Annotated in this window: 23 protein-coding genes and 3 tRNA genes; 15 read left to right on the forward strand and 11 right to left on the reverse strand. The window is 66.2% G+C overall.

Translation table 11 applies throughout. The annotated features are described in order from the left end of the window. Nucleotides 1–99 precede the first annotated feature (99 nt). Entirely contained in the window at nucleotides 100–813 is a 714-nt protein-coding gene (locus ACJH6H_RS04990; protein WP_406774363.1) for an MBL fold metallo-hydrolase, read from the reverse strand. 263 nt (nucleotides 814–1,076) lie between these two features. Between ACJH6H_RS04990 and ACJH6H_RS04995 the strand changes: the two genes are divergently transcribed. From ACJH6H_RS04995 to rplA, 12 genes are all read left to right on the forward strand, one after another. Beyond that, the gene (locus ACJH6H_RS04995; RefSeq protein ID WP_406774364.1) at nucleotides 1,077–1,916 is read left to right on the forward strand and encodes a hypothetical protein; all 840 of its coding nucleotides are present in this window, start codon (nucleotides 1,077–1,079) and stop codon (nucleotides 1,914–1,916) included. A gap of 265 nt (nucleotides 1,917–2,181) precedes the next feature. Continuing rightward, nucleotides 2,182–2,254, forward strand: a tRNA-Thr gene (locus ACJH6H_RS05000). A 67-nt stretch (nucleotides 2,255–2,321) separates the two neighbouring features. After that, a tRNA-Met gene (locus tag ACJH6H_RS05005) sits at nucleotides 2,322–2,398 on the forward strand. Nucleotides 2,399–2,433: 35 nt separating this feature from the next. After that, nucleotides 2,434–2,601 carry a 50S ribosomal protein L33 gene (rpmG, locus tag ACJH6H_RS05010; protein ID WP_059015841.1) on the forward strand — a complete coding sequence of 56 codons (168 nt, stop codon included), beginning with the start codon at nucleotides 2,434–2,436 and terminating at the stop codon, nucleotides 2,599–2,601. A gap of 9 nt (nucleotides 2,602–2,610) precedes the next feature. Next, complete coding sequence (gene hadA / locus ACJH6H_RS05015) at nucleotides 2,611–3,090, forward strand: (3R)-hydroxyacyl-ACP dehydratase subunit HadA (protein WP_212806967.1); 480 nt, start codon at nucleotides 2,611–2,613, stop codon at nucleotides 3,088–3,090. Then, nucleotides 3,077–3,505 carry a (3R)-hydroxyacyl-ACP dehydratase subunit HadB gene (gene hadB, locus ACJH6H_RS05020; protein WP_406774365.1) on the forward strand — a complete coding sequence of 143 codons (429 nt, stop codon included), beginning with the start codon at nucleotides 3,077–3,079 and terminating at the stop codon, nucleotides 3,503–3,505. Before hadA ends, hadB begins: the two co-directional genes overlap by 14 nt. Before the next feature lie 2 nt (nucleotides 3,506–3,507). Then, entirely contained in the window at nucleotides 3,508–4,020 is a 513-nt protein-coding gene (gene hadC, locus ACJH6H_RS05025; RefSeq protein WP_406774366.1) for a (3R)-hydroxyacyl-ACP dehydratase subunit HadC, read from the forward strand. A 144-nt stretch (nucleotides 4,021–4,164) separates the two neighbouring features. Further along, a tRNA-Trp gene (locus tag ACJH6H_RS05030) sits at nucleotides 4,165–4,237 on the forward strand. A 63-nt stretch (nucleotides 4,238–4,300) separates the two neighbouring features. Further along, entirely contained in the window at nucleotides 4,301–4,765 is a 465-nt protein-coding gene (gene secE / locus ACJH6H_RS05035) for a preprotein translocase subunit SecE (RefSeq protein ID WP_406774367.1), read from the forward strand. A gap of 136 nt (nucleotides 4,766–4,901) precedes the next feature. Continuing rightward, complete coding sequence (gene nusG / locus ACJH6H_RS05040; protein WP_406774403.1) at nucleotides 4,902–5,645, forward strand: transcription termination/antitermination protein NusG; 744 nt, start codon at nucleotides 4,902–4,904, stop codon at nucleotides 5,643–5,645. A 71-nt stretch (nucleotides 5,646–5,716) separates the two neighbouring features. Continuing rightward, entirely contained in the window at nucleotides 5,717–6,148 is a 432-nt protein-coding gene (gene rplK, locus ACJH6H_RS05045; protein ID WP_020101322.1) for a 50S ribosomal protein L11, read from the forward strand. 92 nt (nucleotides 6,149–6,240) lie between these two features. Then, complete coding sequence (gene rplA, locus ACJH6H_RS05050; RefSeq protein WP_061001845.1) at nucleotides 6,241–6,951, forward strand: 50S ribosomal protein L1; 711 nt, start codon at nucleotides 6,241–6,243, stop codon at nucleotides 6,949–6,951. A 61-nt stretch (nucleotides 6,952–7,012) separates the two neighbouring features. Here rplA and ACJH6H_RS05055 read toward each other — a convergent pair whose 3' ends face one another. Genes ACJH6H_RS05055 through ACJH6H_RS05080 form a run of 6 tightly spaced genes read right to left on the reverse strand, consistent with a single transcriptional unit; the run spans nucleotide 7,013 to nucleotide 13,139 of the window. Next, nucleotides 7,013–7,294 carry a hypothetical protein gene (locus tag ACJH6H_RS05055; RefSeq protein ID WP_406774368.1) on the reverse strand — a complete coding sequence of 94 codons (282 nt, stop codon included), beginning with the start codon at nucleotides 7,292–7,294 and terminating at the stop codon, nucleotides 7,013–7,015. A 44-nt stretch (nucleotides 7,295–7,338) separates the two neighbouring features. Then, the gene (locus ACJH6H_RS05060) at nucleotides 7,339–8,367 is read right to left on the reverse strand and encodes an alpha/beta hydrolase (RefSeq protein ID WP_406774369.1); all 1,029 of its coding nucleotides are present in this window, start codon (nucleotides 8,365–8,367) and stop codon (nucleotides 7,339–7,341) included. Continuing rightward, nucleotides 8,364–9,893, reverse strand: a complete 1,530-nt coding sequence (locus ACJH6H_RS05065; protein WP_406774370.1) for a flavin-containing monooxygenase — start codon at nucleotides 9,891–9,893, stop codon at nucleotides 8,364–8,366. Before ACJH6H_RS05065 ends, ACJH6H_RS05060 begins: the two co-directional genes overlap by 4 nt. Continuing rightward, a complete protein-coding gene (locus ACJH6H_RS05070; RefSeq protein WP_406774371.1) occupies nucleotides 9,890–11,416 on the reverse strand; it encodes a flavin-containing monooxygenase in 1,527 nt (508 codons plus the stop codon). Before ACJH6H_RS05070 ends, ACJH6H_RS05065 begins: the two co-directional genes overlap by 4 nt. 5 nt (nucleotides 11,417–11,421) lie before the next feature. Then, entirely contained in the window at nucleotides 11,422–12,285 is an 864-nt protein-coding gene (locus tag ACJH6H_RS05075; protein WP_212806958.1) for an SDR family NAD(P)-dependent oxidoreductase, read from the reverse strand. Next, nucleotides 12,282–13,139 carry an SDR family NAD(P)-dependent oxidoreductase gene (locus tag ACJH6H_RS05080; RefSeq protein ID WP_212806957.1) on the reverse strand — a complete coding sequence of 286 codons (858 nt, stop codon included), beginning with the start codon at nucleotides 13,137–13,139 and terminating at the stop codon, nucleotides 12,282–12,284. The genes ACJH6H_RS05075 and ACJH6H_RS05080 overlap by 4 nt, the downstream gene beginning before the upstream one ends. 320 nt (nucleotides 13,140–13,459) lie before the next feature. On the opposite strand from ACJH6H_RS05080, the gene ACJH6H_RS05085 reads away from it, so the two are divergent. Together ACJH6H_RS05085 and ACJH6H_RS05090 are read left to right on the forward strand one after the other, a co-directional pair. Further along, the gene (locus ACJH6H_RS05085; RefSeq protein ID WP_406774372.1) at nucleotides 13,460–14,158 is read left to right on the forward strand and encodes a TetR/AcrR family transcriptional regulator; all 699 of its coding nucleotides are present in this window, start codon (nucleotides 13,460–13,462) and stop codon (nucleotides 14,156–14,158) included. 79 nt (nucleotides 14,159–14,237) lie between these two features. Further along, a complete protein-coding gene (locus ACJH6H_RS05090) occupies nucleotides 14,238–14,897 on the forward strand; it encodes a M15 family metallopeptidase (protein WP_318985738.1) in 660 nt (219 codons plus the stop codon). 1 nt (nucleotide 14,898) lies between these two features. Here ACJH6H_RS05090 and ACJH6H_RS05095 read toward each other — a convergent pair whose 3' ends face one another. Next, nucleotides 14,899–15,843 carry an endonuclease/exonuclease/phosphatase family protein gene (locus ACJH6H_RS05095; protein ID WP_406774373.1) on the reverse strand — a complete coding sequence of 315 codons (945 nt, stop codon included), beginning with the start codon at nucleotides 15,841–15,843 and terminating at the stop codon, nucleotides 14,899–14,901. 367 nt (nucleotides 15,844–16,210) lie between these two features. Between ACJH6H_RS05095 and ACJH6H_RS05100 the strand changes: the two genes are divergently transcribed. After that, a complete protein-coding gene (locus ACJH6H_RS05100) occupies nucleotides 16,211–17,998 on the forward strand; it encodes a cellulase family glycosylhydrolase (RefSeq protein WP_406774374.1) in 1,788 nt (595 codons plus the stop codon). Between the two features lie 58 nt (nucleotides 17,999–18,056). On the opposite strand, the gene ACJH6H_RS05105 is transcribed toward ACJH6H_RS05100, so the two are convergent. The 3 genes from ACJH6H_RS05105 to ACJH6H_RS05115 all read right to left on the reverse strand — a co-directional run bounded on the left by ACJH6H_RS05105 (nucleotide 18,057) and on the right by ACJH6H_RS05115 (nucleotide 21,510). Then, nucleotides 18,057–18,953, reverse strand: a complete 897-nt coding sequence (locus tag ACJH6H_RS05105; RefSeq protein WP_212806953.1) for a cyclopropane mycolic acid synthase family methyltransferase — start codon at nucleotides 18,951–18,953, stop codon at nucleotides 18,057–18,059. Nucleotides 18,954–19,164: 211 nt separating this feature from the next. Further along, nucleotides 19,165–20,091 (reverse strand): alpha/beta fold hydrolase, encoded by a 927-nt coding sequence (locus ACJH6H_RS05110; protein ID WP_212806952.1) that lies wholly within the window; start codon nucleotides 20,089–20,091, stop codon nucleotides 19,165–19,167. A gap of 54 nt (nucleotides 20,092–20,145) precedes the next feature. Further along, nucleotides 20,146–21,510 (reverse strand): AarF/ABC1/UbiB kinase family protein, encoded by a 1,365-nt coding sequence (locus ACJH6H_RS05115; protein WP_318985742.1) that lies wholly within the window; start codon nucleotides 21,508–21,510, stop codon nucleotides 20,146–20,148. Nucleotides 21,511–21,579: the final 69 nt, after the last annotated feature.

Consider the following 21,579-nt stretch of genomic DNA (forward strand, 5'->3'; position numbering starts at 1 on the left):
GCGCCATCCAGTCGTCAAGTCCCGATCGGTTTTATCCGACACTGAGACTAATATTCGCTGGTTGACTTGTACAACGGAGAGCGAAAGGTAGCTGCGCTGCTAGCCGCCCATGAGCATGCGCCACTGGTCCAGGTCGCGTGCCCGGTAGACGTAATTGGTGCGACGGACGTCGTCGAGTGGCGCACTGGGTTCGGCCGAATACCAGTGCCCGGGGAAGACCGTCGGATCGCCGGGCAGGGCGGCCAGCGCCTGCAGGCTGCGGAACATGTCGTCGACGTTCCCGCCCGGGAAATCGGTGCGGCCACAGCCCTCCAGGAACAGCGTGTCGCCGGCCACCAACCGGCCGTCGAGCAGGAAGCACTGGCTACCGGGGGTGTGTCCGGGGGTGTGCAGCAGCTCGATCGGCACCGCTCCGACCTGCACGACGTCGCCGTGCTGGTGCGGCGTCAGCTCCGACGGTGCGATGCCGGTGACCCGGGACACCCAGTCCGCCTCGTGGGCGTTGACGTGCACCGGCACGCTGACCCGCTCCAGCAGCTCGGCCAGGCCCTTGAGCTCGAAGCCCATCATCGAACCGCCGACGTGGTCGGGGTGGTGGTGGGTGACGAGCACGCCCGACAGGTGCATGCCGTCGCCTTCGAGGACGTCGACCAGATCGCCCGCCGCGTAGGCCGGGTCGACCACCACGCAGTCGCCGGTCTCCCGGTCGCCGATGAGGTAGGCGAAGTTGCGCATCTGCTGGGCGATCGGGTCGGTCGCGGCGAAGTCGCGACCGGCGAGCAACTGGCGGAAATACAGGCGGTCATCAGGCATGCCGACAGCCTAGGAGGGTCGTCTCGGCGTTGACGTGCGTGGCTGCAATCTCCGAGCGCATATCTCGTGCCAATTGAAGCCGGGTACGGATTTCGGGTGCGCGGCGTCCCTGACGTCAATCACGAGGGGTTGGCGCGCTCGCTCATTGAAGCCCGGGACTTCGCGGGGGTCGAGCAATCCACAGTGCGACGTTCATCCACAGCTCGAACCCAACGACGGCGTGTGGGCGCCGCAGCGTCGGAGGCCGCCGACAACATCGCGTCATGGGGGTATTCATCGGCAGCGAGGCATTGGCCGCGGGAAAGGTCACGCGTAATGACCTGCGTCGGCACTACGGGCGCATGTTCCCGGACGTCTACGGACCGTTCGAGCCCACCGTCCGAGATCGCGCTCGCGGTGCGTGGTTGTGGTCCGGCCGGCGGGGTGTCATCACAGGCGTGGCGGCATCGGCGCTGCATTGGGCGAAATACGTCGACGACGACGTGCCGATCGAGATGCTCTGGCGCAACGGCAACCCGCCGAGCGGGCTGATCGTGCGGAATGAGGCGTACGCCGCGGACGAGGTCACCACGTATGACGGGATTCCGGTCACCACGCCGGGGCGGACGATCTTCGACCTGGGCCGCCACCTCGACCGGGATGCGGCGGTCGCCCGGATCGACGCACTGCTGTGGGTGGGCCGGATCGGCGCCGACGAAGTTCAGCCGCTCATCGCACGGTATCCGCGGGCGCGCCGTCTCGCTCAGCTCGGCGTGGCGCTCGAGCTGAGCGACGACGGGGCCGAGTCGCCGCAGGAGACGCGGGTGCGGTTGCTGCTCACCGACGCGGGTATGCGCCCTACCGACACCCAGATCCCGGTTTATGACGGCAATCGGTTGATCACCAAGTTCGACATGGGCTGGAAGCACCTGCTGGTCGGAGTGCAATACGACGGAGGCCACCACCAGACCGATCGCGAGCAGTATGTCCGCGACCTGAAGGCGCTGCCGAGGCTCGAGGCGCGGAACTGGATCGTCATCAGGGTGATCAAGGAGGACACCGACGATGACGTCCTGGCCCGGGTCGCGGCAGCGTTGTACCGCCGGGGGTGGCGGGCGGCGTAGACGTATCTGAGTTCAGTGAGACGGGCGATTGAGCTCAGGGATCGTTTCGGCGCCGCAGAAGTACCTGACTTCAACCGATGAACAACCAAGGCGGCATTGGACGAGGCCAGGGACAAACCCGGAGCAAACCCGCGGCGGGACCGCCCGAACAGGCCGAAATAGCGTGGTTGAGCTGCCGTTTTGGCAGGTGAAACCGCGAGACGGTAACCTCTTTAAGGCCCACGGGGCAGACGGTCGTAACCGACAGTTCGAAACCGAGGGTCAGGCCCCCTTAGCTCAGTCGGCAGAGCGTTTCCATGGTAAGGAAAAGGTCAACGGTTCGATTCCGTTAGGGGGCTCGGTGGACATATGGCGAGCGGAGCGACGGAAGTAAAAATCCGCCGCTGCGCCGCCTGTGTCTGTCGGGGCGGTGTAGCTCAGCTGGTTAGAGCGCACGACTCATAATCGTGAGGTCGGGAGATCGAGCCTCCCCACCGCTACCAGCACAACAGAGATTCGAAGCGAAAGAGGCAGAGACGTGGCGTCGAGTACCGACGTACGGCCGAAGATCACCTTGGCCTGCGAGGTGTGCAAGCACCGTAACTACATCACCAAGAAGAACCGCCGCAACGACCCGGATCGGCTCGAGCTGAAGAAGTTCTGCCCGAACTGCGGTACGCACCAGCCGCACAAAGAGTCGCGTTAGTCACTCGTCGTGGGTCTGGCGGACATTGTCGGCTATCACTACCGGCATCCCGAGTGCTACGAGGTCGGTCGCGAGAAGATCCGTGAGCACGCGACTGCCGTTCAGAACGACGACGCGTGTTTCCACCAGGAGTCGGCGGCCGCCGAGCTCGGCCACGATGCACTGCTCGCGCCGCTGACCTTCATCTGCATCTTCGGCTACCAAGCCCAATTCGCGATGTTCGGCGATGCCGGCATCGCCATTTCTGATGCCCAGATCGTCCAGGTCGACCAGTCGCTGAAGTTCCTGCAGCCGATCAAGGCCGGGGACAAGCTGTACTGCGATGTGTACGTCGACTCGTTCCGTCAGGCACACGGCACCGACATCATCGTGACCAAGAACATCATCACGAATGACCGTGATGAGGTCGTGCAGGAGGCCTACACGACCTTGGCGGGTCGCTCGGGTGACGAGGACGGACAGGGAGGATTCTCAGATGGCACTTCGTGAGTTCAATTCGGTCAAGGTCGGCGACGCGCTGCCTGAGAAGACCTACCAGCTGACCCGGCAGGATCTGGTCAACTACGCCGGCGTCTCCGGTGACCTGAACCCGATCCACTGGGACGACGAGATCGCCAAGCAGGTCGGTCTGGACACCGCGATCGCCCACGGCATGCTGACCATGGGCCTCGGCGGCGGCTACATCACCAACTGGGTCGGTGACCCGGGTGCCGTGACCGAGTACAACGTCCGCTTCACCTCTGTGGTCCCGGTCCCGAACGACGGCGTCGGCGCTGAGCTGATCTTCAGCGGCCGCGTGAAGTCGGTCGACGAGGAATCCAAGTCGGTCACCATCGCGCTCTCTGCCACCACCGGCGGCAAGAAGATCTTCGGCCGCGCCGTCGCCACCGCGAAGTTGGCGTAGTCATGCCGCTGAATCCCAACATCCTGGGGATGGTCCACAAGTACCCGCAGGTCTTCGTCGTGGGCCGGGAGCAGGTCCGGCAGTACGCCAAGGCCGTCAAGTCCGACCACCCGGTCTCGATGGACGAAGACGCCGCGGCCGAGTTGGGTCACAAGGCCATCGTCGCCGGCCCGACGTTCGTGGCGATCGTCGCCCTGCTGGTCCAGCAGGACTTCTTCCGCGTCGTCGATGTCGGCATGGAGACCATGCAGATCATCCAGGTCGACCAGAAGTTCGTGTACCACCGCCCGATCCTGGTCGGTGACCGCCTGCACGCGACCGTCGAGATCATCTCCGTCGAGCACCGGTTCGGCGCCGACATCGTGATGACCCGCAACACCCTCACCGATGACGACGGCAGCGTCATCATGGAGGCCTTCACGACGTTGATGGGCCACGAGGGCGACAACTCGGTGTCGGTGCGCTACGACCGCGAAACGGGCCAGGTTTTGCGTTCGGCCGTCGGAGCGGATTAGTAACTCAGACTGGGGCCGATGTACACTCGGTCCTCGGGGATCCACCCTTTTCAGCGCGCTGTCCGTCGGTTACACATCGACCGATCGGGGAGCGCGCGAATTGTGTGAGGACCCAACCGGAAGCGCCGGCCTGGCCGGTGCTGAAGGGGCGTAGCTCAATTGGCAGAGCAGCGGTCTCCAAAACCGCAGGTTGCAGGTTCAAGTCCTGTCGCCCCTGCTCAACTGAATACCGATGTGGACACTGGAAATGTGACCACCTGGAACAGACGAAAGGCATGCGGTGAGCGACGAGCGCGATAGTGCCGGCTCCGCAGGCGCCGGTACTGATGCGGGCACCGACGCGAGCGAAAGCGAGTCGCAGGGCCAGACCGCAGTTGTGACGCGTCCGGCGCGTCCGACCGGAAAGCGGGCCCGGCGGGCCGTCGAGGTCGACGAGTCCGAATCGGACGCCGAGACCGGCGACACGGACTCCGGCGCCGAGGACAACGCGGCCGAGGCCGGCAAGAAGTCCAAGCCGAAGAAGGCTGACAAGTCCAAGAAGACGGGCCCCACTCGGAACCCGTTCGTGTTCGTCTGGAACTACCTCAAGCAGGTCGTCGCCGAGCTGCGCAAGGTCATCTGGCCGAACCGCAAGCAGATGATCGGTTACACGACCGTCGTGCTGGTGTTCCTGGTCTTCATGGTGGCGCTGATCGGTGGGGTCGATTTCGGTCTCGCCAAGCTCGTCATGTGGGTGTTCGGCTGACGCCGAGCGCCCGCCTGGACGAGCTCAAGAACGTAAGAGAGGACTGACTACCGTGACTTTCGATGGCGAGACACCTTCGGACGAGTCCGACGTGACCGCCGAGGCAGTCGAGTCGGTGGAGACCTCGGACGACACCGTGGACGCTGACGACACCCTGGACACCGACTCGGCCGACGCCGAGGAAGCGCCCGAGGCGACCGACGTGGTCGTCGACGAGACGGCGGAAGCCGTCGCCGAGGAGCCCGAGGACGAGGATCCCGCGGTCGCGCTGAAGAAGCAGCTGCGTCGTCAGGCAGGCGAGTGGTACGTCATCCACTCGTACGCCGGCTACGAGAACAAGGTGAAGGCCAACCTCGAGACCCGCGTGCAGAACCTGGATGTCGGCGACTACATCTTCCAGGTCGAGGTGCCGACCGAAGAGGTCACCGAGATCAAGAACGGCCAGCGCAAGCAGGTCAACCGCAAGGTGCTGCCGGGCTACATCCTGGTGCGCATGGACCTGAACGACGAGTCGTGGGGCGCCGTGCGCAACACCCCGGGTGTGACCGGGTTCGTCGGCGCGACCTCGAAGCCGTCGGCGCTCTCGCTCGACGACGTCGTGAAGTTCCTGCTGCCGCAGGGCGCCGCGAAGAAGCCCGCCAAGGCGACCGCGGCCGCCGCTGCGTCGGGTGCCGACAGCGAAGCCACCCTGGCGCGTCCGGAAATCCTGGTCGACTTCGAGGTCGGCGAGTCGGTCACCGTCATGGACGGCCCGTTCGCCACGCTGCCCGCGTCGATCAGCGAGGTCAACGCCGAACAGCAGAAGCTCAAGGTGCTGGTGTCCATCTTCGGACGCGAGACACCCGTCGAATTGACCTTCACACAGGTCAGCAAGATTTAATCGCGAGCCTCGGCTCCCGGTTAGCAGGAACGTAGTCGCGCCGCGACTACCTAGAAAGGAACACCACACCAATGGCCCCGAAGAAGAAGAAGGTCGTCGGGCTGATCAAGCTTCAGATCCAGGCCGGCGCGGCCAACCCCGCCCCGCCCGTGGGTCCGGCGCTCGGCCAGCACGGCGTCAACATCATGGAGTTCTGCAAGGCGTACAACGCCGCGACAGAAAGCCAGCGCGGAAACGTCATCCCCGTCGAGATCAGCGTCTACGAGGACCGTACGTTCACGTTCGTCCTGAAGACCCCGCCGGCCGCCCGGCTGCTGCTCAAGGCTGCGGGTATCCAGAAGGGTTCGTCCGAGCCGCACAAGACCAAGGTCGCCAAGATCAGCTGGGACCAGGTCCGCGAGATCGCCGAGACCAAGAAGGAAGATCTCAACGCGAACGACATCGACGCCGCTGCCAAGATCATCGCCGGCACCGCGCGCTCGATGGGCATCACCGTCGAATAGTTCGTCCCGTACACGTCGGGTACTCGAACTGAGCAATACGTGGAAGAGCCCGCTTCGGCTCGCTAACCACAACCTCTGAACTGGAGATTCAAATGAGCAAGAACAGCAAGGCATACCGCGAAGCTGCCGAGAAGGTGGACCGCGACAACCTGTACACCCCGCTCCAGGCCGTCAAGCTGGCCAAGGAGACGTCCTCGAAGAAGCAGGATGCGACCGTCGAGGTTGCGATCCGGCTGGGTGTCGATCCTCGTAAGGCAGACCAGATGGTGCGTGGCACCGTCAACCTGCCGCACGGCACCGGTAAGACCGCCCGCGTAGTGGTGTTCGCGGTTGGTGAGAAGGCCGAGGCCGCTGTGGCCGCCGGCGCCGATGCCGTCGGTAGCGATGACCTGATCGAGCGTATCCAGGGTGGGTGGACCGACTTCGACGCCGCGATCGCGACGCCGGATCAGATGGCGAAGGTCGGTAAGATCGCCCGCGTCCTCGGCCCGCGTGGTCTGATGCCGAACCCGAAGACCGGCACCGTCACCCCGGACGTGGCCAAGGCCGTGTCCGACATCAAGGGCGGCAAGATCAACTTCCGCGTCGACAAGCAGGCCAACCTGCACCTGATCATCGGCAAGGCGTCGTTCGACGAGGTCAAGCTGGCCGAGAACTACGGTGCTGCGCTGGACGAGGTGCTGCGCGCCAAGCCGTCGTCGTCGAAGGGCCGTTACCTGAAGAAGGTCACCGTCTCGACGACCACCGGCCCGGGCATCCCGGTCGACCCGGCCGTCACCCGGAACTTCACCGAAGAGGCCTAAGCCGAATCCGATTTCACAAAGGACCCCCGTACGACTTCGGTCGTGCGGGGGTTCTTTGTTGTCAGACGTACCAGTGGATGGTGCGCAGTCCGCGGTACACCCGGCCGAAGAACTGCGTGTGCCGTCGGCGGAAGGTGTCGATGGCCGCCGGCGCCACACCGACTCTCGCGGCCGCCGGCAGCACGATCTGATCCCGAATTCCCATGTGCGCCTTCTCGATCAGCCGGATCACCGCATCCGCGGTGAAGTGGATGCGGTCCACCCCGCGCCAGAGCGCGGGAATCGGGGCCGGACGGAGCTGCATCCAGGCGGTGATGCGTTGGCGGAACAGCGGCTGGGGCATGGAGATTCCGTTCTGTTCGGTTGCGAGGCGACGTTGTCGTCGGGTCATGCCGCCGCGCTGCGCCCGGTCGGCAGAGACGGGGCGTCGGTGTCGACGAATACGCGGATGGTGCGGCCCATGTCGGATATGGCGGCCCGGGCATCCGGAAGGATGTCGGCCCCGGCGTGGAAGACGTGCAGTGCGCGATCCCAGATCTGCAGGGTGCAGGGCACCGCGGCCGCGCGGCAGCACTGAGCCAGTTGTTCGGCGTCGGCCAGGAGTACCTCGGTCGAACCCACCTGGATGAAAACCGATGGGAGCCCGGTGAAGTCGTGGTTCACCGGCGACCAGCGCGGGTCCAGCTCGCCGCCGGCCGCGAAACCGACCAGGGCGGGGATCGAGAGGGTGAAGGCCGACAACACGGCGTCCGTCCGATCGTTGGCGTGGGCGAGCCTGCGGGCCGGATCGAACTCGGCCCACGGCGCGATGGCGACGATGCCGCCGGGCATCGGCAGCCGGCGCTCGCGTGCGGCCAGCGCCGCGGCGAAGGCCAGGCCACCGCCCGCGGAATCGCCGGCGAACACGACCTTTTCGGGAGCGAAGCCCAACCCGAGCAGATGCTGGTAGGCATCGAGCGCGTCGGCGACGGTGTCGGTGATGTGGGCTGCCGGCAGCTGCCGGTAGTCGACGTTGAGCAGCGGGATACCCGCGGCGCGGGCGATGCGGCCCGCGATCCGGCGATGGCTGTGCAGTCCACCAGCCACAAAACCACCGCCGTGGAAGTAGAGGATGGCACCGCCGGTGACGTCGTCGGGGCCGGCGATCGTCTTGTGCCACAGCCATTCCGCGCGGCAGGTGGCGAAGCGCAGGGCGCGGCGGCGGGTGCCGCGCGGCGCCCGTAGCGGGACGGTGATCAACTCGGCGAGGTTGGCGATGCGGAACGCGGGCGTGCCGCGCAGCGGACCGCGCCAGGCCAACCGGGCGATACCGTCGAGTGCGGGCCGAATCGTCCTGCGGCCCAACGCATCGGCGACGCGCAGTGACCGGCTCGCGCGGCTGGGCAACTCGATGGTCACCGAATCGATCGCGCTCATGCGCGCACTCCCTCGGTGGTGGCCGGGATTTCGTAGCGGTAGTCGTCCAGCGGGAATCTGCGGTTGCCGCGGCTGGCCTCGAAGAAACCGGAGGGACGGATGTATGTGGTGTCGCCCTGCGAGTTCCGGTAGTAGGTGGGCACATGCCCGTTGAGGTCGCCGAGGTAGTAGCGCAGCGGTTCCGCACGTCGGTAGGTCGTGCGATGGTAGGCCTCGGCGGCCTCCGGGCGAATCTCGCAGACGTGCGCCGCGCGGCGGCGGGTCTCGGTGATCGCGCGGACGGCGTGGTCCGCGGTCATCTCGACGAAAGCGTGCCAGCCCGACCCGGTCCACGAGTACGGGCCGCACAGCGTCCACCGGTTGGGCAGCCCCGGCACCGAGACGCTCTCGTACGCCTGCAGGCCTTCCTCGTTGTAGAACTTGGCGAGGTCGAAACCGGCCCGGCCCACGACGGTTCCCGGGCGATACGTCTCCGGATCGGAGAACACCTCGTAGCCGGTGGCCAGGATCAGCACGTCCAGCTTGTGGAGCATTCCGTCGCGGGTCCGGACGCCGGTCGGCGTGATCTTCTCGATGGGATCGGTCACCAGCGACACGTTGGTGCGGTTGTAGGCCTGCAGATATCCGTTGGACATGGTCGGCCGTTTGGCGAGCAGACCGAAGTTCGGTGTCAGCTTCGCGCTGGTTTCCGGGTCGTGCACCGTTCTGGCCACGAATCTGCCGTAGCCGCGGATGCAGAGCGCGTCGGCTCGATCCAGCGTCGAATGCGAGGTCCGCAGTGCCCCACGGAGAATCAGGTCGACCACGACCAGCACGCCGCCGTGGATCGTGGCCTGCACACCGGGGATCGCCAGCACCTTCTTCATCACCGCCGGTACCCGGAAGTCGGGCTTGGGAATGGACCAGACCGGGGTGCGCTGGAACACCGTCAGATGGCCGACCTCCGGTGCGATCGCCGGAATGATCTGCACCGCACTGGCTCCCGTGCCGATGATGCCGACGGCCTTGCCGGTCATGTCGTAGTCGTGGTCCCAATCGGTCGGCCGCTGCACCTTGCCCTTGAACGATTTCGCGCCGGCAATCCCGACGTCCTCCTTGGGCCGGACGAACGCGCCCACCGCGCTGATGACGAACCGTGCCGTGACGACGGAACCGTCGGCGGCATGCAGCTTCCAGAAGTTACCGGTGTCGTCCCACTCCTCCCGTTCGACGTTGGTATTGAACCGGATACGCGGATACAGCCCGTACTTTCGGGCCACATCGACGTGGTATTGCTTGACCTCCGCGCCTTTGGCGAAGAAACGATCCCAGTTGGCGTTGCGCGCGAACGAGTACTGATACGCGATGGTCGGGATGTCCACGCCGAGACCCGGGTAGTGGTTCTCGTGCCAGCTGCCCCCGACATCGTCGGCGCGCTCGAGGATGACGAAGTCGTCGATGCCGGCCTTGCGGAGCTTCACACCCGCGGCGATACCGCCGGGCCCGGCGCCGATGACGGCGACCTCGAATTGCGGCGCCGTACTCATGCGCTCACCCCTTCGGGCACGTGCACGGTGTTGCGGGTGAAACGGTAGTCCGACAGCGGGAAATGCCGGTTCGCCCAACGCATCTCCAGAACCGTGGTCGGGCGGAACGCCGCGGCGTCGCCGTGATGATTGAGGTAATACGTGTTGGAGCCGCCACACGCCGAGGTCATCAGGGGAGTTCCGGCGACGCGCTTCTGCATGTCCGCGAAGAAGCGGTCGTGCGGCTCCTGCTTGACCTCGACACGGGTGGCGCCACGCTGCCGGGCCTCGGTGATCACGCGCACGGCGTGGTCGCCGGTCGACTCGATCAACACCAGATACGAGCCCGGGGCATAGGCGTACGGCCCGATGACGAGGAAGGCGTTGGGGAACTTCGGTGCCGAGACGCCCTGGTACGCCTGGTAGCGGTTGGCCTCCCAGAACTCGTTGAGATCGATGCCGTCACGGCCCAGGGTCGGGAACGGCGGCGTGCTGCCCTTGGCCATGACCTTGAATCCGGTGGCACACACCAACACGTCGATGTCGTGCGCCGCGCCGCCCTCGGTCACCACCGCGTCGGGGGTGACCTTCTCGATGGGGTCGGTCACCAGATCGACGTGTGGCAGGTTGTAGGTCTTGAAGTACTCGTTGTGCATCGACGGTCGCTTGCAGCCCAGCAGGTACTTCGGGGTGAGCTTCTCGCGCGTCACCGGATCCTTGACCTGCGTGCGCATCCAGAGCTTCAGCGCGGCTTCCGCGCCGCGGATGAGCGGCTGCATCCGCCGCCCGTGCAGCATGCCGGCGCCGACACCGAGTTCGACGCCCACCATGCCGATCGCGCGCAACGGCGCGCGCAGTATCGGGGTGCCCAGCACCGCCCTGGTGACCCGGCCCGTGTGCCAATCCGGCTTGGGCGCGACCCAGATCGGGGTGCGCTGGAACACCGTGAGGTGGGCGGCGACTTTGGCGACCTCCGGAATCAGTTGCAGCGCACTGGCGCCCGTGCCGATGACGCCGACCCGCTTACCGCGCAGATCGACGCTGTGATCCCAGGCGGCGGTGTGCAGCACCGTCCCGCCGAAGCTGTCGATGCCCGCGATATCCGGGAGGTTCGGCACCTCCAGGCCGCCGATGCCCGCGATGATGAACCGGGCCGTCACCTCGCCGGAATCGGTACTGACGTGCCAGATGTCGTTCGCCTCGTCGAACCGGCATCCGGTGACCGTGGTGTTCAGGCGCAGCTTCGGCCGCAGCCCGTGGGCATCCACGACCTCCTCGGCGTACGCCTGAATTTCGTGGCCCGGTGCGAAAAGCCGCGACCAGTCGCCTTTTTGGTGATAGCTGAACTGATAGATGAACGACGGAATGTCGACCGCGACGCCGGGGTAATGGTTGGCGTGCCACGTCCCGCCGACCTTGTCCCACTTGTCGAGGATGACGAAGTTCTCGATGCCGGCCTGCCGGAGCCGGACGCCGGCGTTGATGCCGCCGAAGCCCGCACCGATGACGACGACCTCGAATTCGGGGCTGGATGTCATTGTCATATCTCCTATTTCCCGGTCAGCCGGGCGAGTGCCTTGCCGGCGACCGGGATCACGGATTCGATGCGGTCGAAGGACGCGCGCGCGAGAACTGCGCGCGTGAGGCTGGGGGAGAACCGGAACAGCCCGTACAGCAGCCAGGATTCCGGTGCGACCGGTACGACGGCCGAATTCCACCGCACGGCCCGTTCGATCGCCCGGGCAACCTTCTGCGGTGAGGTGTAGGCGTATCGCTGCATACCGCCCGCGGTCTCGCGCCACGCCGCCTGCTGCTCCGCGGTGAGCCCGGCCCGTTGGCCGTTGGCGAGCAGGTTGGTCCGGATGGCGCCCGGGCAGATCGCGGTCACGCCGATCCCTTTGCTGCGCAACTCCACTCGTAGCGCCTGCGAGGCCATCAGGACGGCCGACTTCGCGACGCCGTACGCGGGCTCGAGCCCCGATGGAAAGTACGCGGCCGCCGACGACAGATTGACGATGTGGCCGGGAATCCCATCGTCGATCATCTGTTGCGCGAAGACCCGTGACCCGTAGATGACGCTCATCAGGTTGATGTCGATCTCGCGCTGCCACTGCGCGGCGCTCATCTCCACGAACCCGCCGAGGTCCATGACGCCGGCGTTGTTGATCAGCACGTGGGGTGCGCCGAAGTGGGCAAACATCCACTCGCCGAAGGCCTCCCACTCGTCGTCGGCGGCCACGTCCAGCCGGTAGGCGACGGCTTGGCCGCCTGCGCCGACGATCTGTTCGGCCGTCTCCTTCGCGGCCGGCATGTCGATGTCTGCGACGATGACCCGACCGCCTTTGGCGGCGAACAGCTTTGCCGTCTCACGCCCGATACCGGCCCCCGCGCCGGTGACGATGACGTTCTTCATCGCTTCCCTCCGAACAGCCTGCCCGACAGGGCGACTGCCTTGTCGGCGATCGACATCGTGAACAGGCCGTAGAGACCGCGGGCCGCACTCGGTGACAGCCGGTACAGGTACCAGCCGGCCCAGGCCTCGACGCCGACCGGGACCGTCGAGAGGTTCCAGCGCACCGCGCGTTCGATCGCGGCGGCCACCCGGTCGGGGGACCGGCCGATGTAACGGTGGCCGGCGGCGAGCTTGGCCGCCCAGTCCGAACTGTCGCTGTCGTCGACGCCGCCGCGAGTCCCGTTGGCGGCCAGGCTGGTTCGGATCAGCCCTGGGCAGATCGCGCTGACGCCGATGCCCTTGTCACCGAACTCCGCACGTAGCGCCTGGGTGCCGAACCACGCGCCGGCCTTGGCGACCACATACGAGGGGGCGATGGGCGTCGGCATGAACGCGCCGACCGAACACACGTTGACGATGTGGCCGCGCACCCCGGCGTCCGTCATGCGTTGCACGAACAACCGAGATCCCACCAGGGGGCTCATCATGTTGATCTGGATCATTCGCCGCCAGTCCGCGTTGGACTGCTCCAGGAACCCACCACCGATGAGGATGCCGGCGTTGTTGACGACGACGTCGGGCACGCCGTGTTCGGCGCACACCCGGTCGGTGAAATCCTCCCAGTCGGTGAGGTCGGCGACGTCGAGTCGCCGGAACACCGCGCGGCCGCCCGCGTCCTGGATGAGGTCGACCGTTTCCTTGCCGGTCTGCTCGTTGATGTCGGCCACGACGACCTCGGAGCCGTTGCGGGCGAACCGCACGGCCGTCGCACGTCCGATGCCGCTGCCGCCACCCGTCACCACTGCCACCGTCATGGCCGACATCCGTCGGTGGCGCTGTGTGAGCTGTGTGTATCGGTCATTTCGACTCCTTGGGTCGACCTCATGAAAAGAGTTGAGCGGTAATCAATTTCGGTAGGCGGGAATGCGTCGCCGGGCCTACGTCGTGCTCATCGCGGGCATCGCCAGGGCGCCGCCGTCGGGCTGCTTGCCGTGGAGCCGATGTCACATTTCGGATAGTAGCCCTATTTGAATATGGGGGCAATATCAAATTTGGAGCGCGCCGAGGCGGTAGTCTGGCCTCTCGTCGGCGACCGGTGGGCGGACCTGCGGAGGACACTGTGGCGGCTCGGAAAGTGTTGACACGCGCAGAGAGTCAGGCGCAGACGCGCCAGGATGTGCTCGATTCGGCGGCGCGGCTCTTCTATGCGAACGGCTATCACGGCACCTCCATCGCAGCCATCGCGGCTGACGCCGGGCGCACCATCGGTGCTGTCTACAGCAACTTCGCGGGCAAAGAGGCGCTGTGCCTCGAAGTCCTCCGCACGAGGTACCTCGCGGAAACCACCAAACTGCTGGAAATGCTTGTCGGCGAATCTGATTCGATGGACGACAGGTTCGGGGCGCTGGCGACCTGGTGGTCCCGGTTGTCCTCGGACATCCCGCTCACGGTGCTCGGTTCGGAGTACCTGTTGAGCACCTTGGGAGACCCGGAGCAGACCGCGGGGACGAGGGAAACCATCGACCGGTTCCGGGAGTCGGTCCGGGTGATGGTCGAGGACCTGATACCCGAGGGCGTCGACGCCGCCGACCCGCGGTTGGACGAGGCGATCGACGCCATCGTGGCGACCGGAAGCGGATTGGCGATATCTCAGGCGATCGGGATGGCCGACGCCGACCAGAGTGCGGCGCTGCTGGTCACCACGCTGCGGATGTGGATGGATCGGTTGGCCACACCGCAGGCCGCGGACGATCAGCGCGACAAGCCCGGGCCGACCAAGGGGAAGCGGGCCGGCACCAAGAACACCAGGAAGCCGGCGTCGCCCAGCCGCTGAGCGCGCCGACCGCGTTGGCACACCGCGACATCCGGTGATCCCGTGGTTGTCCGGTGCCGGGATCTGGCAACCTCGACACATGTTCGTGCGAACACTCGTCGCCTTGGGCGCGCTCCTGTCGGTCGGGAACTTCGGGCCGGACCTCGGCGCGGCCTCGGCAGCACCACAGCCCGCCCCGCCGCCGGTGTCACCGCAGGCCGCTGCGGCCGGACTGATCGACGTCCGGACCGTCGTCCCCGACGCGGTGATCGACCTGCGCTACGCCACCCCGAACAACTTCGTCGGTGTCCCGCTGTATCCCGCCGATGCCCGGTGCCTGATCCACGAGTCCATGGCACCGGGGCTGGCCACCGCCGCCCGGATTCTGCGCGCGCACGGCGAGGTACTGACGTTCTGGGACTGCTACCGCCCGCATGACGTGCAGGTCCGGATGTTCCAGGCCGTGCCGGACCCGAACTGGGTCGCCAAACCCAGCCAGTTCGCACGCAGCCACGAGTCCGGTCGGTCGGTGGACGTCACCATCACCGGCGTCGACATGGGTACCGATTTCGACGACTTCACGCCGCGCGCGACGGCCTACGCGACCACGGGCGTCACCCCCGCACAGCAGGCCAACCGCGCGCGACTGCGCGACGCGATGGTCGCCGGTGGGCTGACTGTGTACCCGGGGGAGTGGTGGCACTTCAACGGGCCTGGCGCATCCGAGCCGCGCCCGATCCTCGACGTGCCGGTGAACTGAGTCAACCGGCGACCAACTGCGCCAGCAGGGCCCGGTGGTCGGAACCGGGTACCTGCAGCGTCCGCAGCGACGTGGCCACGTAGCCGCGCGTGAGGATGTGGTCGACCGCGAAGACCGGTGGCGCGACGATGTCGGACGGATGCGTGCGCACCACCCCGGCGCCGGCCTGTGCGCCGGCGTCCTGATAGCCCTGCCGCAGCAGCCGGCGGAATTCCCGCATGTCCGGAGTCGCGTTCAGGTCACCGGCCAGCAGCACGGGGCCCGTGCTTGCCCGGGCAGCCGTCAGCAACGTGCCCGCCAGTCGCGCCAGATCGTCGCGCCAGCCCTGTAGCGGGTCGGGCCAGGGCGCGGACAGGTGCACCGTCAGCACGCGGGTGGGGGCGGGTGCCTCGGGCAGGTGGACGTCGGCGGCCAGCATTCCCAGCCAGAAGCCGTCGTCGATGCGGATGTCACTGATCGGGTGACGGCTCCAGAGCCCGACGCCCCCGGGTTCGTCCATCTCGCGCAGCGCCCGGTGCGGGAACAGTCGGTCGAGCCCGGCGGCCTCCAGCCGCGCCAGCGCCGCGGGCGTGAGTTCTTGCAGCGCAACGATATCCGCGCCCTCCTCGGCGTACCGGACGACGGCTTCGGCGTCGGCCCGCCCGTAGCGCAGATTGGCCGACAGGAACCGCAGGGCCGTCCCCGACGGCGCCTTCGCGCGGCGGAACAGGGGTAGTTGTATGACGGCCGCGACGACGGTGGTGCCGACCGCGACCGCTGTCAGCGGCCAGTTTCCTGCGACGCCGAACAGGATGGCGGCCACGGGGGCGCCGATGAGCGCATACGGGGCGCCGGCGGCCAGCGCCAGCAGTGTGCGGTTGACGATCGGAACCCACCGCACCGCGAGGCCGGCCGTGGCTGCGCACAGCGTGATGGCACCGGCGTATGTCAGAACTGAATGCCACATCGCGATGATTTGCCTCCGCACTTCTCGTGTTGGCCGTGCCGGCTCGCGTCGAGCTGTTCCGAAAAATGTACCGGACGTATGTTCTGCCTCGTCCCGGTGACTTTGGCAACGATAATTCGTATTTGCTGAGCTCGGTAATTACGTGTGCTATGTAACGCGGATGCGTGAAATCATTGGAGAATTCTGTCAGGAGTCTATCAGTGGGCTGTGAATAGACAATGGCGTTCTACCTGGTTGTTGACCATAGGTATGTTTATTTCTCCAACGGTTCTGCAGATTTGTTGCCGTCATTGGGGTAATGTCTCCGCCATTCATCGACGGCCTCGTAACAATTCGCTGGCCGGTCGTTCGGGGTGAGGAGGACGGCATGTATTGGTCGCTGCGTGGATTGGTCCGTGCCTGTGTGTTTCGCGGCATTGTCGCGATGCTCCCGATCGCACTGATCTGCGCGTACGCGCCGTCGAGTGGGCCGGCGAATCTGATCGCCCAGATCGAGAACACCGCCGAAATCGTGTCTGCGCCGTCGACCATCGGGATCGCCGACTCGGGGCTGTACGGACAGACCCAGGCGCAGATCGACCAGACACTCGACACCCTGCAGTCCATCGGGGTCCAGGACATCCGGGTCTTCGTGCCGTGGATCTTCGTCGAACCTGCGCAGGGCACCTACAACTGGTCCTACATGGACATGGTCATGCAGGCCGCGGCCGACCGGAACATGGGCGTCATGGTGGAGATCGCCAGCACGCCGACATGGGCGGGCTCCTCGACGTCCATCACAGGTGCCGGCACGCCGGACCCGGCCACGTACGCGGCGTTCGCGGCCGAGGTGGCCAAGCGCTACGGCTCGACCATCTCGGCGTACGAGATCTGGAACGAGCCGAATTACGTGTTGTCGTCGGATCCCATCGACGCCACTGCCTACGCGGCGCTGCTCAAGGCGGCCTACCCGGCGATCAAGGCGGTCGACCCGACCGCCACCGTGGTCGCCGGCGCGCTCGGCAGCGTCATCAGCTTCGGCAGCATCACGCTCGATCCGGTGACGTTCGTCAAGGAGATGCTGGCCGCCGGCGCGTCCGGCTACTTCGACGCGTTGTCGTTCCATCCGTATCAGGAGTCGCTGCCCTTCTCGTCGGGCGCCGGCGTCGCGAATTCCCCACTGACGCAACTGAATGCGATCTATCAGCTGCTGCAGCAGTACGGCGACGGCAACCTCAAGATCTGGATCAGTGAGTTCGGTGCGTCGACCAACGACGTCAGCGAGCAGACCCAGGCCGACCTGATCAAGAACCTGCTCGATACGTGGCAGACCCTCGCCTATGCCGGGCCGGTGTTCATCTACACCGCGCAGGACGGCGTCGCCGGTGCCGACGGCTACGGCATCTACAACGCCGACTGGACCCCGAAGCTCGCCGTCGCCGTCATCGCGGCGGCCATCAAGGAGTACGCCACCAGCGCGGCCGGAGGTGTCGGCTCGACGGTCGGTGGCATCGTCTCCGGTGTCACGGCGATAGCCCAGTCGCTGGCGAGTCTGCTGAATTCGATCAGCCTGGCGATCCAGGGCGAGTTCCAGCAGTTGGGCAAGGCCATCAACGCCTGGGTCACGGCGGTCAGCTCGCACCTCAGCGGAGTCCTGCCGACATCTACGCCGTTGGCCGCAAAGGCAACCGCCACCGCCACCGCCGCCACGGCATCCGTTGCGACGACGACCGCCGCCACCGCGGCGGCCGCGGAATCCGGGACGACCGAATCCACGGAAACCACATCGACGGCAACCAAGCTGAAGAAGCGCGCCAAGGGGACCGGCGTGGACGCCGGGTCAACCGCGTCGGCGGTGTCAGACACCACCGCGCCGTCGGGTACCGCTGCGGACGGCAAGACGTCGGATACCGCCGCGGACGGCAAGGCATCGGACGCCGCCGCGGCTGACCCGGCCGGCAAGACGTCGGGCAAGCCCCGCAAGGATGACGGATCGACGTCACCCTCGAAGGACACGCGCGGCAAGGCCACCACGTCGGACAAGGCCAACACGTCCGACAAGGCCACGAAGCCGGACCGGTCAGACGCTGGGGCGTCGGACGCGCCGCCACCCGTCGACAAGCGTTCCCACCGGCACCGCGACGCGAGCGCGAAATCGTCGGCATCCGGCAGCTGATCCCGAAAACGAGTAGCGCCCCCGACCTCGGGTCGGGGGCGCTACTCGTCGAAAATGCCTACGCGGCTTCCTTCTGCTTGGTGTAGGTGACCAGGCTGACGTCGAGGCACTCGTCAAGGAAGTAGAACTGGCAGCCGGTCAGATACTTCATGTACCGGTCGTAGTTCTCCTGGCCCGCGATCTCGATGGCCTTGTCCTTGGCGTGCTCCAGGTTGGCGGCCCACACGCCGAGCGTCTTGATGTAGTGGTTGCGCAGCGACAGCGGCTCGGGGACGTTGAAGCCGGCCTTCTCGCCGTGATCCACCATCATCTGGGTGCTGGGCAGCCGGCCGCCGGGGAAGATGTCGGTCGCCATGAACTTGATGAACCGGGCCATCTCGAACGTCAGCTTCTTGCCGCGCGCGGCCATGTCCATCGGGTGGTAGCTCACGCTGCTCTGGATGGTCATGCGGCCGTCGGCGGGCATGATCTCGTAGCAGTTCTTGAAGAAGTCGTCGTAGCGCTCGAAGCCGAAGTGTTCGAAGGCCTCGATCGACACGATGCGGTCCACCGGCTCGTGGAACTCTTCCCAGCCCTTCAGCAGCACGCGGTGCGAGCGGTCCGACGCGGTGTTGCTGAGCAGCTCCGTGCAGAACGCCTGCTGGTTCTTGCTCAACGTCAGGCCGATGACATTGACGTCGTACTTCTCCATGGCGCGCTGCATCGTCAGACCCCAGCCGCAGCCGATCTCCAGCAGCGTCATGCCGGGCTTGAGGTCAAGCTGTTCGAGGTGCTGGTCGACGTTGGCGAGCTGGGCCTCCTCCATCGAGACGAACGGTCCGGTGAAGTAGGCGCAGCTGTACTTGCGGGAGTTGTCCTGGAACAGCCCAAAGAAATCGTCGGACAGGTCGTAGTGCGCCTGGATGTCCTCGAAATGCGGCCGCATGTCCTTGGCCTCTGCGGACTCCTGAATCATCTGTAACACCTAACTTGACCTTCCTCACTGGGTGGTGATGCCGGTCACTAAATCACAATCGTGCCCGCACAATACCTGGCCTCCGGCCGATTCCTTGACGTTGGTGTAACGCGCCGTCACGGTCAGTCGAGACAGCAAACGTAACCGCCTTGAGGCCGGTAGCCGCGTTCATTCCCCCAGCGTGGCGGCGGCTGTGACCGGACTGATACGTCTATGGGATTTCGGCAAATGTGGTGGCCAGTTCACCGGCGATGTCGTCCCAGAGGGGCTCGGGCAGGTCATGACCCATGCCGTCGAACAACACCAACCGAGCGCGCCGGATTGCCTTGGCCACTGCTCGACCACCGCTCGGTCGCATCAGTTTATCGGCCCGACCATGGATGACGAGCGTCGGGACGGTGATCATCTCGTCGTAGTGCCGCAGGCTGCCGCTGCCCAAGATGGCCCCGAAGTGGCGCGCGACGCCGACGGGGTAGTACGAGCGGTCGTAGCTTTCGGCGGCGTCGGCCTCGGCCTGGTCGAGCGGCGTCGGGTAGGCGGGGCTGCCGATGATGCGGCCGACGTTGACCGCGTTGGCGATGACGCCGGCGCGCGACGTGTCCTGCGGCCGCGTCGTGATGGCCTTGAGCTGCTTCGGGCCGGGCGGCGGCAACAGCGGCTGGTTGTTACTGGAGAAGATGACGCCGAGCGTCTTGGTCCGGTGCTGGTAGCGGGCCGCGAAGACCTGCGCGATCATGCCGCCCATCGAGCCGCCGACGATGTGTGCCTGCTCGATCTCCAGGTGATCCAGCAGTGCCGCGGCGTCGTCGGCCATGTCCTCCAGCGTGTAGACCGCGTCGCTGCGCAGGCCGGCGTACGACCGCAACATCCGGGGCAGCAGCGCCGAACCGGCGTGCCTGCCCTCGATCTTGGTGGACAGGCCCACGTCGCGGTTGTCGAACCGGATGACGCGGTAACCCTTCTCGATGAGCTTGTCGCAGAAGCCTTTTCGCCACAACAGCAGCTGCGCTCCCAGGCCCATGATGAGCAGCACCGCCGGATCGTCCGGATTGCCCATGTCCTCGTAGGCGATCTCCAGGTCGCCCGAGCGGGCGAATCCGGTGCGGACCTCGGGGGTGGTGTCTCGTTCGGGCTGCATATCTACTCGTATCTCAGCGGGTGCTGTTCGATGGTCGGATTCGGCCTTCGGGGCCTACCCCTCGGATTGGCCGTCGGCGTTCTTGTGGTCGCGGCTGATGTCCACCATGAAGTTGGCGAAGTAGCCCTTCAGCTGGGGGTCGCTCATCATCTGCCACCGCGGCGCCAGCAGCTTCATGTAGCGCTCGACGTACAGGAACTGCTTGCCGATCAGGACCAGCTCGCGCGGCAGCTTGACGTCGTATGCGTCGGCGAGCGCGGACAGTTGCTTGCCGATCTCGGCGTACGACATGTCGCCCAGTGACTTCATGGTCAGCGGCGTGGCGAAGGCCTCCAAGTCCTTGGCGGCCTGGCCCTCCGGTTTGACGGTGCCGACGGCGCCCATCATGACGACGATCCGGCCGGCGGCGGCGTGGTCTTTCGAGACCAGCAGCGCGTACACCAGTTCGCGCAGCAGCCACCGGGTCCGCGGGTCGATGCGGCCCATGATGCCGAAGTCGAAGAAGACGATCTTGCCGTCCTTGTCGACGTGGAGGTTGCCGGCGTGCAGGTCGCCGTGGAACAGCCCGTGCTTGAGACCGCCCTCGAACACGCTGAACAGCAGCGCCTTCACCAGCTCCTCACCGTCGAACCCGGCTTTGCGGATGGCGGCGGCGTCGTCGATCCGGATGCCCTCGACGCGTTCCATGGTCAGCACGCGCTCGCTGGTCAGGTCCCAGTAGACCTGGGCCACCCGGATGTTCTGGCCCAGCGGCGAGGCGTGCATGTGCGCCACCCAGGCGTCCATGGACTGCGCCTCGAGCCGGAAGTCGAGTTCCTCGGCGAGGTTGTCGGCGAAGTCGGCGACCACGTCCTGCGCGGACAGGCGCTGGCCCAGCTTGGCCAGTTCGGCGAGCTGCGCGCCGCGCTTGAGGATCTGCAGATCGGCGGCCACGCGGCGGCGGATGCCCGGGCGCTGGATTTTGACGACGACCTCTTCACCGGAGTGCAGCGTCGCGTAGTGCACCTGGGCGATGGACGCGGAGGCGAAGGGCTCGTCGTCGAAACTGGCGAAGAGGTCGGCCGGGTCGCCGCCGAGTTCTTCGCGCAGCAGCTTGTGCACCTCGTTCTTGTCGGCCGGCGGGACCCGGTCGAGCAGGCTGCGGAACTCGCGGCTCAGCGGCTCGCCGAAGGCGCCGGGGCTCGACGCGATGATCTGGCCGAGCTTGACGTACGTCGGCCCCAGATCGGAGAACGTCTTCGGGACCTGCTTGATCACCTTCTGCTGCAGGCTGCCCTTGGAAAAGGCGCTGCCGACGACGCGTACGCCGGTCCGGGCGAGCTGCCAGCCGGTGGCCCCGATGCGGGCGGCTTCGACGGGCAGCGGCACCCGGTCCAGCCTGGCACCTTCACGGTGCGGTGTCTTCCGCGGAGAACTCATTGGTGAAGTGTCTCAAAACCCCGGGTACCGCCAAAAAGGTGTGTCTCGCGTCATGCCGTTTCGCCGCCG

It is taken from the genome of Mycobacterium sp. SMC-21 (assembly GCF_045310825.1).
Classification (GTDB): Bacteria; Actinomycetota; Actinomycetes; order Mycobacteriales; family Mycobacteriaceae; genus Mycobacterium.

Coding starts and splice junctions, on each gene's coding strand:
- ACJH6H_RS05115 (WP_318985742.1), bottom strand. CDS start 21,510: ATGAGTTCTCCGCGGAAGACACCGCACCGTGAAGGTGCCAGGCTGGAC.
- ACJH6H_RS04990 (WP_406774363.1), bottom strand. CDS start 813: ATGCCTGATGACCGCCTGTATTTCCGCCAGTTGCTCGCCGGTCGCGAC.
- rplK (WP_020101322.1), top strand. CDS start 5,717: ATGGCCCCGAAGAAGAAGAAGGTCGTCGGGCTGATCAAGCTTCAGATC.
- ACJH6H_RS05100 (WP_406774374.1), top strand. CDS start 16,211: ATGTATTGGTCGCTGCGTGGATTGGTCCGTGCCTGTGTGTTTCGCGGC.
- hadB (WP_406774365.1), top strand. CDS start 3,077: ATGGCACTTCGTGAGTTCAATTCGGTCAAGGTCGGCGACGCGCTGCCT.
- ACJH6H_RS05110 (WP_212806952.1), bottom strand. CDS start 20,091: ATGCAGCCCGAACGAGACACCACCCCCGAGGTCCGCACCGGATTCGCC.
- ACJH6H_RS04995 (WP_406774364.1), top strand. CDS start 1,077: ATGGGGGTATTCATCGGCAGCGAGGCATTGGCCGCGGGAAAGGTCACG.
- ACJH6H_RS05065 (WP_406774370.1), bottom strand. CDS start 9,893: ATGAGTACGGCGCCGCAATTCGAGGTCGCCGTCATCGGCGCCGGGCCC.
- ACJH6H_RS05105 (WP_212806953.1), bottom strand. CDS start 18,953: ATGATTCAGGAGTCCGCAGAGGCCAAGGACATGCGGCCGCATTTCGAG.
- ACJH6H_RS05075 (WP_212806958.1), bottom strand. CDS start 12,285: ATGAAGAACGTCATCGTCACCGGCGCGGGGGCCGGTATCGGGCGTGAG.
- ACJH6H_RS05080 (WP_212806957.1), bottom strand. CDS start 13,139: ATGACGGTGGCAGTGGTGACGGGTGGCGGCAGCGGCATCGGACGTGCG.
- ACJH6H_RS05070 (WP_406774371.1), bottom strand. CDS start 11,416: ATGACAATGACATCCAGCCCCGAATTCGAGGTCGTCGTCATCGGTGCG.
- ACJH6H_RS05060 (WP_406774369.1), bottom strand. CDS start 8,367: ATGAGCGCGATCGATTCGGTGACCATCGAGTTGCCCAGCCGCGCGAGC.
- ACJH6H_RS05055 (WP_406774368.1), bottom strand. CDS start 7,294: ATGCCCCAGCCGCTGTTCCGCCAACGCATCACCGCCTGGATGCAGCTC.
- ACJH6H_RS05095 (WP_406774373.1), bottom strand. CDS start 15,843: ATGTGGCATTCAGTTCTGACATACGCCGGTGCCATCACGCTGTGCGCA.
- ACJH6H_RS05090 (WP_318985738.1), top strand. CDS start 14,238: ATGTTCGTGCGAACACTCGTCGCCTTGGGCGCGCTCCTGTCGGTCGGG.
- hadC (WP_406774366.1), top strand. CDS start 3,508: ATGCCGCTGAATCCCAACATCCTGGGGATGGTCCACAAGTACCCGCAG.
- rplA (WP_061001845.1), top strand. CDS start 6,241: ATGAGCAAGAACAGCAAGGCATACCGCGAAGCTGCCGAGAAGGTGGAC.